Genomic DNA, 16,021 nt, shown 5'->3' on the forward strand with positions numbered 1-16,021 from the left:
CCAGTTGGCTGTCATCAAGCAGACCCTGGGTTATCCCTGAGGGCTAGCCGGCAACAGATAAAAAGAGAGGGGAGCCCAGGCTCCCCTCTCTCATGGTCATCAGAATGTCCTTCCCTATTCCGGGAAGGACTCTTCCGGCAGCGGCTCCGCCGACTCCCCCCGGGTGCAGTCGATGATGGAGCGCTTGGGGTTGCCCGGATCGCGCAGCAGCAGGGGGGCCTCCCCTCTGTCGTGCTTCTGCTCGTCGGCAAACTCGCTGCCATAGGCGTTGTGGGTCAGCCTGCGTGCATTGGCGATGGGGGTATCCACAAACAGGGCGTGCACCTCGAAGGTCGAGGCCGGGATCAGAAAGCCCGTGATGGGCAGGCCATGAAGCTCCTGGTGGGTCTTGTACCAGGCGAAGCCGTCTGACGTCTTGTCGGGGGTGAAGCTCTTGAGCAGCGGGTGGGACGGCTCACCGCTCTCGCTGTCGAGATGGAGATCGTCCAGATCGCAGGTCGCCAGTCCCTGCCACATCCTCTCGAAGGGGGTGGCACAGGCCGTCAATTGCATACATGTCAGCAGTGCCAACGTCCCTTTCCACATGCCCAACCCCTTATCCGATGTCGAAGAACTTAGTCAAATGCCCTTAGGCGCCCCACCAGCAGATCGATGAAACCGACCCTGTCCAGCCCCAGCAGCACCCGCGCATTGGCCGGTTTGCCGGTGAGCCCGTAGCGATCCACCACCGTCATCCCCACAGTATGCCTGCCCTGGGTCTCTATGCCGACCCAGCAGTCCTGCCCATGGAACAGCGACGGCGCCAGCAACCAGGCGATGGTACAGGGGTCATGGAGCGGCGCGCCAGCAAATCCCCACTTGGGATCCCGATGGTAGATCATGAAGAAGTCGAGCAGGTCCGCCACGCACTGGGCCACCGGGTTGGGGATGGCACGCACCCGCGCTATATCCTCGTCCATCACCTGGGCCTCGTGGGTCACATCCAGCCCGCACAGGGTGATGGGAATGCCGGCGCTGAACACCATATCGGCCGCTTCCGGGTCCACATAAATATTGAATTCCGCCGCCGGGGTCCAGTTGCCCGCCCCCGCCGCGCCGCCCATCAAGACGATGCGGCCAATCCTGGATTTCAACTCGGGGTGGGCCGCCAGCAGCAGGGCGATATTGGTGAGGGGACCGGTCGGCACCAGGGTGACCGGCTCCGGGCTCTCGCGCAGGCACTTGGCCATCAGCTCGAGGGCCGTCATGGCCTGGGGCGCAAAGGCGGGATCCGGCAGTGTGGGGCCGTCCAGACCCGACTCCCCGTGCACGTTGTCGGCAATGATAAGCTCGCGCATCAGCGGCTTGGGTGCCCCCGCCGCCACCGGAATGTCGTGGCGACCGAGCAGGGTGAGGATGCGCAGGGCGTTGTTGAGGGTCTTGTCCGGGGTCTGGTTGCCCGCGCTGGTGGTCACCGCCAGCACCTTAAGTTCGGGGCTCGCCAGCGCCAGGATGAGGGCGATGGCATCATCGTGGCCGGGATCGCAATCGAGAATAACGGGCAACGCCATGGAGAGGCTCCTTACGACATGACAGGGAGCCATACCTTAGCAAGCCAGCGCCGAATGAACTCGGGAAGGGGTCACAAAACGGCATCGTCCTGCATTATCAATCACTTGCCACCAGATACCCCAGGCAGGATCTGGCTAGCTCACGCCGATTCGCCCCGCGCCACCGCTTGGAGTATGATCGCCACCCGTTTCCAGCCCGTGCGCCCCATGTCTGTTATCGTCGATACCTTTATCGCCCCCCCTTGCAATGCCCAAATAGAGGCCCTGTTCGAGGATGAACACCTGCTGCTCATCAACAAGCCGAGCGGCCTGCTGAGCCTCTCGGGCAAGAACCCGCAGAACCTCGACTCGGTGCATTATCGGCTGGTGCAGGATTACCCCGGCTGCACCCTGGTCCATCGCCTCGACTTTGGCACCTCGGGTCTCATGGTGGTGGCCAGAGACAAGGGCATCAACGGGATGCTGTGCCAGCAGTTCAGCCAGCGGGCGGTGAGCAAGGCCTATGACGCCCTGCTGTGCGGCCACTTGGCGGACGATGAGGGGGTGATCGAGGCCCCCATCGCCAAGGATCCGGCGATCTTCCCGCTGATGAAGATCTGCGCCAGCGGCAAGCCCGCCCGCTCCCGCTATCGGGTGGTGGAGCGACTGATGCGCGAGGGCGCGAGGGGCGAGCCCTTGCCATTGACCCGGGTCAGCCTGGTGCCGGAGACAGGCCGCACCCATCAGCTGCGCATCCACAGCCAGTGGCTGGGTCACCCCATACTCGGCTGCGATCTCTACGGCGGTCTGGTGCTGCCGGGTTGCGAGCAGGCGCCACGGCTGATGCTGCATGCCAGCGCGCTGGATTTCGTGCATCCGGTGAGCGGCGAGCCGATGGCCGTCAAGTGTGCCGCCCCCTTCTAGGGACGTTGGCCGACATCAAACACATTGGGAGGGGAAAACACAGAGAGGCAAAGGGGAACAGGGCAAACGGCGGATAAAGATAGGGGCCGCGCTTTCGCAACGGCCCCCACCCCCCACTCTTTGTGGTGCTATCAGATCAGCTTGCGGGCGGCGCCCAGCACGATCTTGATGGCATCAGATTCGGTTCTCGCCATGGTTTCGGCGTTCGGGATTTCCTGCTGGGTACGGTTCACGATGACACCGGCTACCATGCCGGCGCGCAGGCCCTGGCTGGAGCACATGGTCAGCAGGGTGGCAGACTCCATCTCGTAGTTCAGCACGCCCATGGCTTGCCACTCTTTCATGGAACCCTGGAAACGGCTCACTACGCGACCGGATACGGTGTCGTAACGCTCCTGACCCGGGTAGAAGGTATCGGAAGAGGCAGTCACCCCCACGTGCAGGGTGGAGCCCAGCTCCTTGGCGGTGTTGACCAGCGCGGTGGTGCAGTCGAAGTCGGCCACGGCCGGGAACTCCATGGGTGCAAAGTGCAGGCTGGCACCGTCGAGGCGCACCGAACCTGTGGTGACGATGACGTCGCCCACGTTCAGGTGCGGCTGGATGGCGCCAGTGGTGCCGATGCGCAGGAAGGTGCGGATACCCAGCTGGGCCAGCTCTTCCACCGCGATGGAGGTGGACGGGCCGCCGATGCCGGTGGAGCAGATGATCACGGCCTTGCCGTCCATCTCGCCGCGCCAGGTAGTGAACTCACGATGGCTGGCCAGGTGCACAGGGTTGTCCAACAGCTCTGCGATGCGCTTCACGCGCTCGGGGTCACCGGGAACGATCGCCAGGGTGGCGCCTTGCAGATCCGCTTTCTTCAAACCCAAGTGAAATACATCAGACATAGTGGACTCCTGGTTGCATCCCGCCGCCTCGCAGCCGAGCGCAGTTAAGGTGATTCTTTATGGTATTTTCGAGCCTGTTTCCCTCCATCGGGGAAGGCGCCAACTATGGTCGAAAGCGCTTTCCAATTCCTTGACGCGCTTCACACTTCCGCGCATCCGAGGCGCTAAAAAACCGGCAAAACGTTTGCTAACTTGATGAATTTCTTGAAAAACGTTTTTACACCGAACAAGAGGCAAACACCCTTGTCAATCCCCGTCTGGCCCCGGTTTTTCGGTCCGTGATCGAGTCCATAAAGTTGCCAATCAGATACCATTGACCCCTTTTCATCCCCTCTGACGCTGTTATGTTGACGCCCGTATACCACTTAATGGCTAATCAAACGGAGTCCACCATGGCGACATTCAAGTTCTACATTCCCGCGGTCAATCTGATGGGGGCGGGCTGCCTGCAAGAAGCGGCGGCCGACATCCAGGGTCATGGCTTTCGCAAGGCGCTGATCGTCACCGACAAGATCCTCAACCAGATAGGGGTGGTCACCAGGCTCACCAGCCTGCTGGCAGAACATGGCATTGAAAGCGCAGTTTTCGACGACACCAGGCCGAACCCCACCATGAGCAACGTGGAATCGGGTCTGGCCATGATCAAGGCCCATGGCTGCGACTGCGTCATCTCGCTGGGGGGCGGCTCCCCCCATGACTGCGCCAAGGGCATCGCCCTGGTGGCCACCAACGGGGGCAGCATCCAGGATTACGAAGGGGTGGACTGCTCCGCCAGGCCGCAGCTGCCGCTCATCGCCATCAACACCACGGCCGGTACCGCCTCCGAGATGACCCGCTTCTGCATCATCACCGACGAGACCCGTCAGGTGAAGATGGCCATCATCGACAAGCACGTCACCCCGCTGATGTCGGTCAACGATCCCGAGCTGATGCTGGCCAAACCCGCCGGTCTCACCGCCGCCACCGGCATGGATGCCCTGACCCACGCCATCGAGGCCTATGTCTCCACCGCCGCCACCCCGGTGACCGATGCCAGCGCCGTGATGGCCATCGAGCTGATTGCCAAGCACCTGCGCACCGCCGTCAACCAGGGGGACGACCTGCAGGCCCGCGAGCAGATGGCCTACGCCCAGTTCCTGGCCGGCATGGCGTTCAACAACGCCAGCCTCGGCTATGTACACGCCATGGCCCACCAGCTCGGCGGTTTCTATGATCTGCCCCACGGGGTCTGCAACGCCGTGCTGCTGCCCCATGTGCAGGCCTACAACGCCCGGGTGAGCGCCGCCCGCCTCAAGGAAGTGGCCCGCCACATGGGGGTGGACGTGAGCGCCATGAGCGACGCGCAGGGTGCCGAGGCGGCGATTGCCTCCATCAAGCAGCTGGCGCTGGACGTAAAGATCCCGGCCGGGCTGGAGCAGCTCGGGGTCAGGGCCGATGACTTCGACATCCTGGCCAGCAACGCCCTGAAAGATGCCTGCGGCTTCACCAACCCCAGGCAGGCAAGCCATGAGGAGATAGTCGCCATCTTCCGCGCCGCCATGTGAGACGCGCCATTGTGTGTCAGGGCCGCCACGCGGCCCTTTTTATTGGCAGGAGGATCAATGGCTTTTTACTTCCGCACGGGGAGTGGGTATGATTTGCCGAGCTAAAAAAGACTGTATGGATGATCTGAACCCGATATGCGGATGAAACACCTGATTGCCGCGGCCCTGACCGCCCTCACCCTGTCCGGTTGCAGCCTGGTCTATCGCATCGATATTCCTCAGGGCAACTATGTGGAACAAAAGCAGGTCGACAAGCTGCGCCAGGGCATGACCCGCGAGCAGGTCGAGTTCGTGCTGGGTTCTCCCATGCTGCGCGACGGCTTTGACCCCAACACCTGGTACTATCTCTATGAGTTCCAGCCTGGTCGTGGTGACAAGGAGCGCAAGGAGCTGACCCTGAACTTCGTGGGTGACAGACTCGCCACCGCCACGGGTGACTTCCCCCTCCCCGCCGCCTTCACCACCCCGCTCTGACAGCATCATAAAACCGGCCAAGGCCGGTTTTCTCTTGTCTGGCATTCGATCGGGTGTCGCAGGGGCGCTCCCTGAACCATGATCAAGGACGTCAACGCCCCTCATCATCCCCTCAAGGAGATCACATGAGCCAGATCCTGATCGCCGGGGCAACCGGCCTGGTCGGCCAGGCCCTCATCCGCCAGCTCGGCCCCGAGCACCAGCTGACCCTGCTCTGCCGCCAGCCGGGCGAGGCAGCCCCCAACCGGCACTGGCTGCCGGTGAACTTCGAACACCTCGACGAGGTGGCGCTGCCCGGCACCATCGACATGGCCTTCTGCTGCCTCGGCACCACCCGCACGGACGCCGGCTCCGATGCGGCCTTTCGCCGGGTCGATCACGACTATGTGCTGGCCTTTGCCGCCCTCGCCCGTCGCCACGGCTGCCGGCGCCTGCTGGTCGTCTCCAGCCTGGGGGCCAACCCGCACTCTCCCGCCCTCTATCCCCGCACCAAGGGCGAGATGGAGCAGGCCTTGCTGGCCCAGGCGTGGCAGCGACTCGTTATACTGCGCCCCGCCATGCTGCTCGGCCATCGCGAGCCTTCGCGCCGCTCCGAGCAGATAGTTCAGGCCATCTATCCCTGCATAAAGCCCCTGCTGCAAGGGCCCCTCAGGCGCTGGCGGGCCATAGAGGCGAGCCAGGTGGCCCATGCCATGACGGTGCTCGCCAACCAGGCTCAGGGGGTAGAGATAGTGCAGAACGAGCGGTTGCTCACCCTGTAAGGCCCAGGCCAGTGCAGCCCCTGTGGCAAAACATCCAATAGAAAAGAGGCGCCATGGCGCCTCTTTTCATTGCTCGGCCTTCCCCGCATCAGGTCGATTCGCCATCGTCCCGCTTGCGGTGCACGTCGGGGCGTCCGCCGGTGACCACGTCGGCCCGCCCCTCCTCCTTGGCCTTCTCGGCCCGCTTCTTGCGCATCTCCTTGGGATCGGCGATGAGGGGGCGGTAGATCTCGATGCGATCCCCGTCCTGCACCGGCTCGCTCCCCTTGACCGGACGGCTGTAGATGCCGAACTTGTTGACCGAGAGATCGATCTCCGGGTGCTTCTGCACTATGCCGGACTGCTCGATGGCAGCCAGCACGCTGGTGCCTGGGGCCACCCGGATGCACAGCACGGTTTGTCGCTCGGGCAGGGCATAGGCGACTTCGATATTGAGCAGATCAGACACCGTAGACCACCTTGGCGCGGTTGGAGAAGGCGAGCACCATGGAACTCACCAGGTCACGGAAGATCTGGCCAAAGGCCAGCTCGATCAGCTTGGAGGTAAATTCAAAGTCGAGATCGAACTCCACTTTGCAGGCATCCACGTCCAGCGGCGTGAAGGTCCACCAGCCCGCCAGCGTCTTGAAGGGACCTTCCACCAGCTCCATCTTGATTCGTCGATTGGTATCGAGCTGGTTGCGGGTGGTAAAGGTCTTGGCGATGCCCGCCTTGGCCACATCCACCGAGGCCATCATGTAGTCCTCACCGGTCTCGTGAACGCGGCTGCCGACACAACCGGGCAGAAACTCGGGATAAGCGTGAACATCATTGACCAGACGGAACATCTGTTCCGCGCTGAACATCACCAGGGCACTGCGAGTAATACGGGGCATGGGCTTTCCTCATCCAATCGGGCCGATTTTATCACCTTGCCAGCCAAAATCACCGCCGAAACTGCTCACCTGGCCGCCACGCGCGCAATTGCCGCCCCTGATGACCAGCTTTACCCCACCTTGCCAGCCAAAAACATCACCGAACTGCTCACAAAGCCGCCACTCGAGTGGTTGCGCGTTTTACAGCCGCCGCCACCCACGTATAATGCGCCTTCCTAAACATTGCCGAAGGCCCCCGTCATGAGCAAAAAGAACAGTAAAAACAAAGCCGGGTCCAGCACCATTGCACTCAACAGAACCGCCCGCCACGAGTACTTCATCGAAGAGCGCGTGGAAGCCGGTCTGTCCCTGCAAGGGTGGGAAGTCAAATCCCTGCGGGCGGGCAAGGCCAACATCAGCGAAGCCTATGTCATCTTCCTGCAGGGCGAAGCCTTCCTGTTCGGCTCCAGCTTCCTGCCGCTGAACGCCGCCTCCAGCCACGTGGTGTGTGACCCGACCCGCACCCGCAAGCTGCTGCTGAGCCGCCGTGAGCTCGACAAGCTCGAGAGCCTGGTTGCCCGTCAGGGCTACACCATAGTGCCGCTGGCGCTCTACTGGAAAGAGTGCTGGGTCAAGGTCGAGATCGGCCTGGTGAAGGGCAAGAAAGAGCACGACAAGCGGGAAGACACCAAGGCCCGGGAATGGGACCGGGAGAAGGCCCGCATCATGAAGAACAAGAACCGCGGTTGATTGTGCGCCGCCAGCGCCCGTGCGGCGACCAATAAACCAGCAATCGACCGGCCCGTGCCGGTCGATTGCCATCAACGCCTTGCCATGGCAGGATTTTTGCGTACAATCGCTTTTGACAACTTGGGGCTGATTCTGGATTCGACAAGATTCACGAAACCCAAGGTGCATGCCGAGGTGCGGTAGGCCTCGTTAACAAACCGCAAAAAAATAGTCGCAAACGACGAAAACTACGCACTCGCAGCTTAATAACCTGCGCTGAGCCCTTCTCCCCTAGCTTGCCTGTGTCCTAGGGAATTGGAAGGTCATCCTTCACAGGATCGTGTGGAAGTCCTGCTCGGGGCGGAAGCATTAAAACCAATCGAGCTAGTCAATGCGTGGCGTGTCTCTCCGCAGCGTGTTGGCGAATGTAAAGAGTGACTAAGCATGTAGTACCGAGGATGTAGTAATTTTGGACGGGGGTTCAAATCCCCCCAGCTCCACCAAACGTTTGGAAAAGGCCACTTCGCAGGAAGTGGCCTTTTTTTTATGGCTTGCGTTCATGTCTGAGCCGGCGCTGGCAGCCTGGTCGGGGCTGTGGAGGGTGGAATGGCCCTGATGCCGCCCTCTGCCGTGGCAAAGGGCGGGTCTCGCGAGGGAGACTAGTCGCCGGATGTCAGGATCAGTCTGCGCCAGGGGCCCGTGATGTCACAGTGCCCCGTTTCATCGGTATTTTCCCAACCCAGCCGGTGATAGAACGCCAGCGCCGTGGTGTTGCGGGTGGCCACCTTGAGGGATGCCGGGGGCTTGTGTCCGGCCAGCCCGGCGGCCAGCAAGGCCCGCCCCATTCCCTGCCCATGCCAGTCGGCCACCACATAGAGGTGATGCACGAAGCTGTCTTGGCCCCATATGGAGACAAATCCGCAGGGGGTACCGCCCTTCTCCGCCACCCAGATCTGCTCACCCCGGGTCTGCTCGGCAAAATCCTCCAGCCTAAACAGGGAGGGCTCGACCCAATGAAAGGCCTGCCGCCTCCCCTTGAGGAACAGTTGCGCCAGCATGGGTTCATCTGCATCTCGCATCATTCTGATCATGAAGACATCCTTGATTTGCCTGCTCACTGCCTCCCACTCTCGATGGATCCCGCCGCGCTGTCAAATCGGCAATATGGACCCCCTTGAATACATGATGCTGTGACGCAGGGCTGCCTATTTTGTCGCCTTAGGGGCTATACTGCCTGGGTCCCGTCCATGACTGGTTTGAGGTTCACTGATTTATGGATAACAAGCAAATAGAAGGCAGCATTCTGGTACCCGCCCATATCGACGATGTCTGGCGGGCCTGGACCACGGAGAGCGGTCTGCGCAGCTTCCTGGCGCCGGAGTGTCTGATGGTGCCGGAACCCAACGGTCCTTTCGAAATCTATTTCAGGCCAGAAGCCCCGCTGGGGGAGCGCGGCAGTGAAGGGTGCCGGGTGATGGCGGTCATGCCCCATGACTTGCTCAGCTTCAGCTGGAATTTCCCGCCCCAGTTTCCCCATATCCGTCAGCAGAAGACCCAGGTCAGCCTGCGCTTCGTGCCCGAAGGTCAGGGCACCCGGCTCTATTTCCTGCAAACCGGCTGGGCCAATGACCCGGATTGGGACCTGGGCTATGCCTACTTCAGGGAGGAGTGGCTGGAGCTCAGTCTGCCAAGGTTGCAGTATCGCTTCACCCACGGCCCCATCGACTGGAACAACCCGCCGGGCAAACAGCAGTTGAAATCCCTGGCCCAGTGAGGGGGATTGAAATGAAAAAGGACCCTGTACGGGTCCTTTTTCTATGGCATTCAGGCGGTTATTCCACCGGCTCTTCGTCGAACAGGGGGTGGTAGAGCACCTCGCCCCGCAGGCCGGCCAGTCCCCCGGGCTGCAGCTCCATCGCCATGAAGCAGTCGGCGGGCACCTCGTAGATGCAGTGCAGGCCGAAGTCACTGGCGGGCCTGAAGCCGAAGCGGCCATAGTAAGCCGGATCGCCGAGCACCACCACCGCCTTCCAGTCCATCTCCAGCGCCGTATCCAGCCCTTCCCGCACCAGATCCGAGCCTATGCCCTGCCCCTGCCAGTCCGGATGGACGGCCACCGGCGCCAGCCCGAGCCAGGGACCTTCCTGGCCGTCAATGGTGATCGGGCTCAGCATCAGGTGCCCCATGAACTCGTACTCTTCCTCCTCGACCATGGTGACCACGGCGGCCCCACACTCGCGCAGGCGATTGACCAGTTCGGCCTCGTCGGGACGACCAAAGGCGGCGCTCACCAGCTCGTAGACTGGCAGCATGTCGCCGGGACGCTCGGTTCTCAACATACAGGGTTACTCCTCGTACAGCAGGGCGGCCATTATTTCACAGAAGTGGCCCCGGACTTGAGTGCCTTTATCCGAAAATGGGAGGGCTGACTCAGGAAAACGAATGGCCATTCGTGCACAAAGCGTCGCCATGCACCTTCCTCCTACCGGCTTCGCCAGCATCAAGCACCAGGCTCCCCCAGCAATCGCAGCAGATACCCGAGGCCAAGCTCGTCCCTGTCCTTGAGCAGGACGCCGCCACCATGGGCCTGCACTCCGGGGGCCTCAGGCGCCAGCCAGGCGAGCGGATGGCACCTGACCGTCAGCCCTTCGGGGAGGCGCCGCTCGCCGCTCGCCTCGGCCCCTTCCATGAAGAGCGCCACCTCCTGCCCCCCGATCTCGTCCTCATGGAGGATGGCCACCGCCACCCGATCGTCTTCGAGCCAGGGGGCCAGCGCCCCCTTGAGGCCATCCGGCAGGTGCGGCGGGCGATCCAGCCGCCAATGATCCAGTTCAGCGGGTTGGCGTGCCGACCCGGGCCGCCGACCGCCATGGCGCATCCCGAGCTTGGCCATCACCCGGCCGGAGGCCAGGTTGCCCGGCATGTGGCGGGCGGTCAGGGCAGGCAGGCGCAGCTGCTCGAAGGCAAAGGCCCTGACCAGCCGCGCCGCCCGGGTGGCCAGCCCGCGGTTTTGCCAAGGGACACCCACCCACCAGGCCAGCTCGCCGTGCCAGTGCAGGGAGATGACCCCGAGCAGAGGGGCCGGCTCATCACCTGGGGGCAATGTCAGGGCCCAGGTCCTCCCCAGCCCAAGGGCGGCCTTGCGCCCGCTCATGGCGAGCCAGTCGCGGGCCGCCTCCGGTGGATAGGGGTGGGGGATGTTGAGGGTGTAGCGGGCAAGCGCCGCATCCGAGCAGTAGCGCAGTATGGCCGGCTCGTCGGCGGCTTGCAGCGGCCGCAGCACCAGGGCCGGGGAGGCTGCGCCCCCGGGTTCACGCAGCAGGGGCGTGGTCAGACGCCGGGCCAGCAGGCGTTGCAGTGCGGCGGCCAGATCCCCATCGGCGCCGAGGCGCATGTCCGCCCCATTGGGCCCCAGGGTGAGCAGGCCGCTCTCCTTGGCCAGGGTCAGGAGGACGCTGGAGGCAGAGATCAGGATCTGGCGGCTAGGATCCGCCGTCATGAGGGGCGACTCATCCTCCCCCAGCCAGGCGGCGAGCAAGCCGCTGGCCGAGAGGATGCCGTCGGGCGGACAGCGGGCCCAGGGCGCAGGGGTCACTGCCCCTTGCTCGCCGCCCCTGCCGCGCAGCAACTGCCAACGGTTGCCCTGCCCCTGCCACCCCTGCAGCGCCTCCTGCCAGCAGGGCTGCCAGAGCGCCTCTTCTATCAACAGTTCCATGCTTCCCCCTGCGACCGCCGAACGGCGCAGCATAACCGGCTGCTAATGGTTTGTTAACCCATATCTTTAGCGTGGTTAAACGGCATACCCCATGAAAAAATGCCATATGGCCAGCTTGATGGCGGTCACATTAATGCCCCCCTGCCCTTCCTATCATGCCCCCATCTCGCTGCGGCTGGCGCCGCTCGTGAATGACAACGCATAACAAGAGAACACACTATGCAGCAAACCAGCCCACTCAAAACGGTGTTAGTCAGTACCCTGGCGACCGCCCTGCTGATCTTCGTGGCCCAGTACCTCATCGGGAAACAGGAGATCAGGATAGGCATCGCCATCATCCCCATACTGCCCATGCTCTTTGCCGTCATCATCGGCATGATGGTCTCCGCCAAGCCCGTCAAGGATCGCATCCCCGGCTGGAAGCGCCTCTTTGGCGAGAAGGAAGAGGCCTTCTGCGGCAAGATGGTGGGCTTCAGCCTGCTGATCCTGGGCACCCAGTATGCGGGCATGATCATACCCAACCTCAAGATGATCCTGAGCGTCGGCGTGCCGCTCTTCCTGCAGGAGATAGGCAACCTGCTGCCGATCCTGATCGCCATTCCGCTGGCGGTGAAGTTCGGCTTCGGCCGCCGCGCCATCGGGGCCTGCTCCTCCATCAGCCGCGAGCCCTCGGTCGCGGTGATCCAGGGCAGGTTCGGCACCGGCTCCCAGGAGTACATCGGCGTGCTGGCTATCTACCTGTGCGGCTCCGTCATCGGCACCCTCTGGTTCAGCGTGCTCGGCAGTATCGCCCCGCTTACCGGTCTGCATCCGCTGGCGCTGGCCGCCGGCTCCGGCGTGGGCTCTGGCTCCATGCTGAGCGCCGCCTCCGGCGCCCTGATCAACGGCCTCGACGAGGCGCTGGCCCAGCAGGTGTTGAGCATAGCCGCCGCCTCGAACCTGCTCTCGTCGGCGCTGGGAGCCCTCTCCCTCACCTACCTGGGGCTGCCGCTTGCCGAGAAGATCTTCGCCATCTCTACCAAAGGAGAGAAAGCATGAAAAGCATCGTGATGGATATGCGCTTCGTCTTCCTGGCGATCCTGCTGGCCATGTTCACCCAGACCCTGACCACGGGCACCCCGCTCTGGCTCATGGGTGACAGCTTCGTCGCCATGTCCCTGGTGGTGTTCGCCTCCCTGGTGGCCAAGCGCTATCTGCCCTCGTCCTTGCCGGCCTTTGCCTATGCCACCATCATCGGCATCCTCATCTGCCTGCCCGAGACCCCGGTGCGCGGCCTCTTCATTGACGCCGTGGCCAGGATCTCCTTCCTCTCCTGCTGCGTGCCGCTGCTGGCCTTCGCCGGTCTCTCGGTGGGCGGCCAGCTCGAGGAGCTCAAGAAGATGTCGTGGAAGGTGATCCTCATCTTCATGATCGTCTCCACCTGCTGCTTCTTCGGCGCCTCCCTGGTTGCCCAGCTCGGTTTCTCCATTCAAGGGATCATCTGATGAACCACTACCATATCGAACCTGACCTGCTTGCCCTGTGCGACTTCAGCCAAGAGGTGCGCCACCACCTGCACCGTATCCCGGAGTACTCCGGGGCCGAGTTCAAGACCTCCGCCTACTGCCGGGGATTGATGGAAGAGTTCGGCTACCAGATCACCCTGTACCCGGGCTTCACCGGTTTTCACGGGGATCTGCACATAGACCCTGCGCTGCCCACCATCGCGTTTCGCGCCGACATGGATGGCCTGGAGATGCACGACATGAGCGAGGTGGCGTTCAAGTCCACCCACGAGGGAATGGCCCACAACTGTGGCCACGACTCCCACATGGCGATCGCCCTGACCACGGCAAAATTCCTGGCAGGGCACCAAGAGCGGCTGCGCTACAACGTCCGCGTCATCTTCCAGATGGCGGAGGAGGACATGCGGGTGCCGGGGGCCGAGAAGATGGTGGAGCTCGGCTGCATGAAGGGGGTGGACGAGGTCTATGCCCTGCACAACGACGGCGCCATGGAGACGGGCACCATCAAGTTCAACCAGGGGGTCATGTCCTCCTGGGGCTCGGCCTGGACCCTGGATGTGCACGGCATCTCGGCCCACGGCTCCACCCCCCACAAGGGGCTGGATGCCATCCGCGAGGCGGTGCGGATCATCGAGGACATGGACTACATAGTCGCCAAGCGCACCAGCCCGTTCAGCCCGGCGGTCTTTGGCTGCGGCATGATCAACGGTGGCACCATTCCCAACGCCGTCGCCGATCATGTGCAGGCCCGTGGCACCATCCGCGCCATGGACGCCGAAACCGACCAGATCCTGAAAAACAGCTTCAGGGACCTCATCGCCCAGAGCGAGCTGCGCGGCTTCAAGACCACCATGGTCCATGCCGGCTACCCGGCGGTGGAGAACCATGCCGAGGCCTGCGAGCGCCTGCTGCAAGCCGCCGCCGAGGTGCTGCCCGCCGAGGGCATCAATGCACAGGGCCAGCCCATGACCGGCAGCGAGGACTTCAGCTACATGATCAACGCCACCCCGGATCGCAAGGGGGCCATGTTCTTCCTCGGCAGCGGCTGCCAGGCCAAGGGGATCTGCAACTACCTGCACGCCAATCCCTACTACCTGGATGATGACTGCCTGCTGGTGGGAGCCCAGATCTTTGTCAATCTGGCGACCAGGGCAGCCTGAGAGGCAACAGGGGCTCTGCAACTACCTGCATGCCAATCCCTATTACCTGGATGATGACTGCCTGCTGGTGGGAGCCCAGATCTTTGTCAATCTGGCGACCAGGGCAGCCGAGTCACCCGACGGAAATAAAAAAGAGAGGCCAATGGCCTCTCTTTTTTGCCTCTGCCATTTCGCGCTGCATCGCAGCCCCGGCTAGTTGTCTCTGTCGTTCAGGGCCGCAGCACGGATCCGGCGCTACAACCAGGGCAGGGTCGTCGACGGGGCGGGCGTCCCCTGGTTGAGCAGCGCCAGCTGCACCGTCTCCCGGCTCACATGGGGGGCATAGAGGTGGATGAAGTCGTACATGTAGTCCCGCAGGTGGGCATGCCTGCGCAGGCAGACATGGGCCACGCTCGAGGCGATCAGATGATCGATGTTGAGGCAGACCAGGCTCTCCCTGTCCCCCTCGTCGAACGCCGAGGTGGCGATCACCCCGACCCCCATGCCGAGACGCACATAGTGCTTGATGATGTCGCTGTCGGTGGCGGTCAGCACTATGCGGGGGCTGAGGCCATGACGACCGAACGCCTTGTCCATCTTGGAGCGACCGGTGAAACCGAACACATAGGTGATGAGGGGAAAGCGGGCCAGATCCGCCATGGCGAGCGGCTGGCAGTCGAGCAGCGGATGACCGTGGGGCACCACAACGCCGCGCCCCCAGCGGTAACAGGGAACGGTCGCCAGCTCGTCGAACAGGTGCATGGACTCGGTGGCGATGGCCATCTCCACATCCCCGTTTTGCACCATCTGCGCCAGCTGGGCCGGCGCCCCCTGATGCAGCTGTATGCTCACCTCGGGGTAGCGGCGAGAGAATTCCGTAATGACCGACGGCAGCTTGTAGCGGGCCATGGTGTGGGTAGTGGCGATGCGCAGCACCCCGCTGGTGGCCAGCTGATCCCCAAGGGAGAGCTGGCCAATCTGTTCCACCTGGGCCACCACCCCCTTGGCCAGCTCCATCACCTGCTCCCCCATGGGGGTCAGGCCCACCAGGTTCTTGCCCTTGCGGGTGAACAGCGCCAGCCCCAGCTCGTCTTCCAGCATCTTCATCTGCTTGCTGAGGGTCGGCTGGGAGGTGTAGAGCTTCTCTGCCGTCGCCGAGATGTTGAAGTTGTTCTTCACTATCTCGGTGAAGTTCTTGAGCCTGGCTATGTTCATCAGGGGGCCAGTCGCTCTATGTGCCAGCCATCCCCCTCGCGGGTGTAGTAGAAGCGATCGTGTAGGCGATGCTCCCCGCCCTGCCAGAACTCCACCGTCTCGATCCGCACCCGGAAACCACCCCAGAAGCTCGGCAGCGGCACCTCGCCATTGGCAAACTTCTGCTTGAGCTCCAGGAACTTGGCCTCCAGCACGCCGCGGGCCGAGATGCGGGTCGACTGCTTGGAGACCCAGGCGGCTATCTGGCTATCCTTGGGACGGCTGTGGAAGTACTTCATCACCTCGAAGGTGCTCATCTTCTCCACCCGGCCGGTCACGTGCACCTGTCTGTCCAGGGGGTGCCAGGGGAAGAGCAGGCTGATGCGGGGGTTGCCCTCCAGCTGATGCGCCTTGCGGCTGCCCATGTTGGTGTAGAACACCATGCCTTCGGCATCGTAGTGCTTGAGCAGCACGGTACGCTGCCAGGGCTGGCCGTCGGCATCCACTGTGCCCACCACCATGGCGGTGGGGTCGGTCAGCCTGGCCTCGCACGCCTGGGCCAGCCACTTCTCGAACAGGGCGAGAGGCTCGGCCGGCAGATCGGCCCGGTGCAGTCCGCCCCTGGTGTATTCACGACGCAGATCAGCCACATCCATCATCTTGATTTTCCTTCTCTCTTTCTTTGCCGCCCCTGCGGCTATGGGTGCAGGCATTGTGCGACGAGCACGCCATGGGTACAAGCCTGGGGGCGGCCAAATGCCGGCAC

19 protein-coding genes and 1 other RNA gene are annotated in these 16,021 nt (G+C 62.9%); 10 read left to right on the forward strand and 10 right to left on the reverse strand.

What is annotated here, in order from left to right:
* Positions 1-114: 114 nt before the first annotated feature.
* Together ACWPWQ_RS10805 and rihA are read right to left on the reverse strand one after the other, a co-directional pair.
* Positions 115-585, reverse strand: coding sequence for a hypothetical protein (locus ACWPWQ_RS10805; RefSeq protein ID WP_139435202.1), 471 nt, complete (start codon positions 583-585; stop codon positions 115-117).
* A gap of 29 nt (positions 586-614) precedes the next feature.
* Positions 615-1,550, reverse strand: a complete 936-nt coding sequence (rihA, locus tag ACWPWQ_RS10810; protein WP_247626898.1) for a pyrimidine-specific ribonucleoside hydrolase RihA — start codon at positions 1,548-1,550, stop codon at positions 615-617.
* Positions 1,551-1,724: 174 nt separating this feature from the next.
* Between rihA and ACWPWQ_RS10815 the strand changes: the two genes are divergently transcribed.
* Positions 1,725-2,453 (forward strand): RluA family pseudouridine synthase, encoded by a 729-nt coding sequence (locus ACWPWQ_RS10815; protein ID WP_454009759.1) that lies wholly within the window; start codon positions 1,725-1,727, stop codon positions 2,451-2,453.
* A gap of 131 nt (positions 2,454-2,584) precedes the next feature.
* Here the strand turns inward: ACWPWQ_RS10815 and udp are convergent, their stop codons facing one another.
* The gene (udp, locus tag ACWPWQ_RS10820) at positions 2,585-3,340 is read right to left on the reverse strand and encodes a uridine phosphorylase (RefSeq protein ID WP_025326293.1); all 756 of its coding nucleotides are present in this window, start codon (positions 3,338-3,340) and stop codon (positions 2,585-2,587) included.
* Positions 3,341-3,732: 392 nt separating this feature from the next.
* Between udp and yiaY the strand changes: the two genes are divergently transcribed.
* The 3 genes from yiaY (at position 3,733) to ACWPWQ_RS10835 (ending at position 6,119) form a co-directional block, all read left to right on the forward strand.
* The gene (gene yiaY / locus ACWPWQ_RS10825; protein WP_404838049.1) at positions 3,733-4,884 is read left to right on the forward strand and encodes an L-threonine dehydrogenase; all 1,152 of its coding nucleotides are present in this window, start codon (positions 3,733-3,735) and stop codon (positions 4,882-4,884) included.
* Positions 4,885-5,019: 135 nt separating this feature from the next.
* Positions 5,020-5,358, forward strand: a complete 339-nt coding sequence (locus ACWPWQ_RS10830) for an outer membrane protein assembly factor BamE (protein WP_005325779.1) — start codon at positions 5,020-5,022, stop codon at positions 5,356-5,358.
* Between the two features lie 125 nt (positions 5,359-5,483).
* Positions 5,484-6,119 carry an NAD(P)H-binding protein gene (locus ACWPWQ_RS10835; protein ID WP_454009760.1) on the forward strand — a complete coding sequence of 212 codons (636 nt, stop codon included), beginning with the start codon at positions 5,484-5,486 and terminating at the stop codon, positions 6,117-6,119.
* 88 nt (positions 6,120-6,207) lie between these two features.
* Here ACWPWQ_RS10835 and ACWPWQ_RS10840 read toward each other — a convergent pair whose 3' ends face one another.
* Positions 6,208-6,567, reverse strand: coding sequence for an RnfH family protein (locus ACWPWQ_RS10840; protein ID WP_202046383.1), 360 nt, complete (start codon positions 6,565-6,567; stop codon positions 6,208-6,210).
* Positions 6,560-6,994 (reverse strand): SRPBCC family protein, encoded by a 435-nt coding sequence (locus ACWPWQ_RS10845; RefSeq protein WP_139435216.1) that lies wholly within the window; start codon positions 6,992-6,994, stop codon positions 6,560-6,562. Before ACWPWQ_RS10845 ends, ACWPWQ_RS10840 begins: the two co-directional genes overlap by 8 nt.
* A gap of 240 nt (positions 6,995-7,234) precedes the next feature.
* Here ACWPWQ_RS10845 and smpB point away from each other — a divergent pair, with 240 nt between their 5' ends.
* Both smpB and ssrA read left to right on the forward strand, forming a co-directional pair.
* Entirely contained in the window at positions 7,235-7,723 is a 489-nt protein-coding gene (gene smpB, locus ACWPWQ_RS10850) for an SsrA-binding protein SmpB (RefSeq protein WP_041206169.1), read from the forward strand.
* A gap of 122 nt (positions 7,724-7,845) precedes the next feature.
* Positions 7,846-8,205: a transfer-messenger RNA gene (ssrA, locus tag ACWPWQ_RS10855) on the forward strand.
* A 156-nt stretch (positions 8,206-8,361) separates the two neighbouring features.
* Here ssrA and ACWPWQ_RS10860 read toward each other — a convergent pair.
* Positions 8,362-8,793, reverse strand: coding sequence for a GNAT family N-acetyltransferase (locus ACWPWQ_RS10860; RefSeq protein ID WP_454009761.1), 432 nt, complete (start codon positions 8,791-8,793; stop codon positions 8,362-8,364).
* Between the two features lie 182 nt (positions 8,794-8,975).
* Here ACWPWQ_RS10860 and ACWPWQ_RS10865 point away from each other — a divergent pair, with 182 nt between their 5' ends.
* Positions 8,976-9,476, forward strand: coding sequence for an SRPBCC family protein (locus tag ACWPWQ_RS10865; protein WP_202046392.1), 501 nt, complete (start codon positions 8,976-8,978; stop codon positions 9,474-9,476).
* A 58-nt stretch (positions 9,477-9,534) separates the two neighbouring features.
* Here the strand turns inward: ACWPWQ_RS10865 and ACWPWQ_RS10870 are convergent, their stop codons facing one another.
* Positions 9,535-10,041 (reverse strand): GNAT family N-acetyltransferase, encoded by a 507-nt coding sequence (locus ACWPWQ_RS10870; protein WP_139435242.1) that lies wholly within the window; start codon positions 10,039-10,041, stop codon positions 9,535-9,537.
* Positions 10,042-10,202: 161 nt separating this feature from the next.
* Positions 10,203-11,417 (reverse strand): GNAT family N-acetyltransferase, encoded by a 1,215-nt coding sequence (locus ACWPWQ_RS10875; protein WP_454009762.1) that lies wholly within the window; start codon positions 11,415-11,417, stop codon positions 10,203-10,205.
* A 219-nt stretch (positions 11,418-11,636) separates the two neighbouring features.
* Here ACWPWQ_RS10875 and ACWPWQ_RS10880 point away from each other — a divergent pair, with 219 nt between their 5' ends.
* The 3 genes from ACWPWQ_RS10880 to ACWPWQ_RS10890 are packed head-to-tail and all read left to right on the forward strand — an operon-like array spanning position 11,637 to position 14,082.
* Positions 11,637-12,455: a DUF3100 domain-containing protein gene (locus tag ACWPWQ_RS10880; RefSeq protein WP_429109514.1), complete on the forward strand. Its 819-nt coding sequence runs from the start codon at positions 11,637-11,639 to the stop codon at positions 12,453-12,455.
* A complete protein-coding gene (locus tag ACWPWQ_RS10885) occupies positions 12,452-12,901 on the forward strand; it encodes a hypothetical protein (protein WP_139435248.1) in 450 nt (149 codons plus the stop codon). Before ACWPWQ_RS10880 ends, ACWPWQ_RS10885 begins: the two co-directional genes overlap by 4 nt.
* Entirely contained in the window at positions 12,901-14,082 is a 1,182-nt protein-coding gene (locus ACWPWQ_RS10890; RefSeq protein WP_454009763.1) for a M20 metallopeptidase family protein, read from the forward strand. Before ACWPWQ_RS10885 ends, ACWPWQ_RS10890 begins: the two co-directional genes overlap by 1 nt.
* 234 nt (positions 14,083-14,316) lie before the next feature.
* On the opposite strand, the gene ACWPWQ_RS10895 is transcribed toward ACWPWQ_RS10890, so the two are convergent.
* Together ACWPWQ_RS10895 and pdxH are read right to left on the reverse strand one after the other, a co-directional pair.
* The gene (locus ACWPWQ_RS10895; protein WP_454009764.1) at positions 14,317-15,276 is read right to left on the reverse strand and encodes a LysR substrate-binding domain-containing protein; all 960 of its coding nucleotides are present in this window, start codon (positions 15,274-15,276) and stop codon (positions 14,317-14,319) included.
* Complete coding sequence (gene pdxH / locus ACWPWQ_RS10900) at positions 15,276-15,914, reverse strand: pyridoxamine 5'-phosphate oxidase (protein WP_139435254.1); 639 nt, start codon at positions 15,912-15,914, stop codon at positions 15,276-15,278. The genes ACWPWQ_RS10895 and pdxH overlap by 1 nt, the downstream gene beginning before the upstream one ends.
* Between the last annotated feature and the right edge of the window lie 107 nt (positions 15,915-16,021).

This window comes from Aeromonas sp. Marseille-Q7275 (assembly GCF_965119515.1).

Excerpts from the sequence above, each read along its gene's own strand:
- ACWPWQ_RS10805 (WP_139435202.1), bottom strand. The coding sequence starts at position 585 with ATGTGGAAAGGGACGTTGGCACTGCTGACATGTATGCAATTGACGGCC.
- rihA (WP_247626898.1), bottom strand. The coding sequence starts at position 1,550 with ATGGCGTTGCCCGTTATTCTCGATTGCGATCCCGGCCACGATGATGCC.
- ACWPWQ_RS10815 (WP_454009759.1), top strand. The coding sequence starts at position 1,725 with ATGATCGCCACCCGTTTCCAGCCCGTGCGCCCCATGTCTGTTATCGTC.
- udp (WP_025326293.1), bottom strand. The coding sequence starts at position 3,340 with ATGTCTGATGTATTTCACTTGGGTTTGAAGAAAGCGGATCTGCAAGGC.
- yiaY (WP_404838049.1), top strand. The coding sequence starts at position 3,733 with ATGGCGACATTCAAGTTCTACATTCCCGCGGTCAATCTGATGGGGGCG.
- ACWPWQ_RS10830 (WP_005325779.1), top strand. The coding sequence starts at position 5,020 with ATGCGGATGAAACACCTGATTGCCGCGGCCCTGACCGCCCTCACCCTG.
- ACWPWQ_RS10835 (WP_454009760.1), top strand. The coding sequence starts at position 5,484 with ATGAGCCAGATCCTGATCGCCGGGGCAACCGGCCTGGTCGGCCAGGCC.
- ACWPWQ_RS10845 (WP_139435216.1), bottom strand. The coding sequence starts at position 6,994 with ATGCCCCGTATTACTCGCAGTGCCCTGGTGATGTTCAGCGCGGAACAG.
- smpB (WP_041206169.1), top strand. The coding sequence starts at position 7,235 with ATGAGCAAAAAGAACAGTAAAAACAAAGCCGGGTCCAGCACCATTGCA.
- ACWPWQ_RS10860 (WP_454009761.1), bottom strand. The coding sequence starts at position 8,793 with ATGATCAGAATGATGCGAGATGCAGATGAACCCATGCTGGCGCAACTG.
- ACWPWQ_RS10865 (WP_202046392.1), top strand. The coding sequence starts at position 8,976 with ATGGATAACAAGCAAATAGAAGGCAGCATTCTGGTACCCGCCCATATC.
- ACWPWQ_RS10870 (WP_139435242.1), bottom strand. The coding sequence starts at position 10,041 with ATGTTGAGAACCGAGCGTCCCGGCGACATGCTGCCAGTCTACGAGCTG.
- ACWPWQ_RS10875 (WP_454009762.1), bottom strand. The coding sequence starts at position 11,417 with ATGGAACTGTTGATAGAAGAGGCGCTCTGGCAGCCCTGCTGGCAGGAG.
- ACWPWQ_RS10880 (WP_429109514.1), top strand. The coding sequence starts at position 11,637 with ATGCAGCAAACCAGCCCACTCAAAACGGTGTTAGTCAGTACCCTGGCG.
- ACWPWQ_RS10885 (WP_139435248.1), top strand. The coding sequence starts at position 12,452 with ATGAAAAGCATCGTGATGGATATGCGCTTCGTCTTCCTGGCGATCCTG.
- ACWPWQ_RS10890 (WP_454009763.1), top strand. The coding sequence starts at position 12,901 with ATGAACCACTACCATATCGAACCTGACCTGCTTGCCCTGTGCGACTTC.
- ACWPWQ_RS10895 (WP_454009764.1), bottom strand. The coding sequence starts at position 15,276 with ATGAACATAGCCAGGCTCAAGAACTTCACCGAGATAGTGAAGAACAAC.
- pdxH (WP_139435254.1), bottom strand. The coding sequence starts at position 15,914 with ATGATGGATGTGGCTGATCTGCGTCGTGAATACACCAGGGGCGGACTG.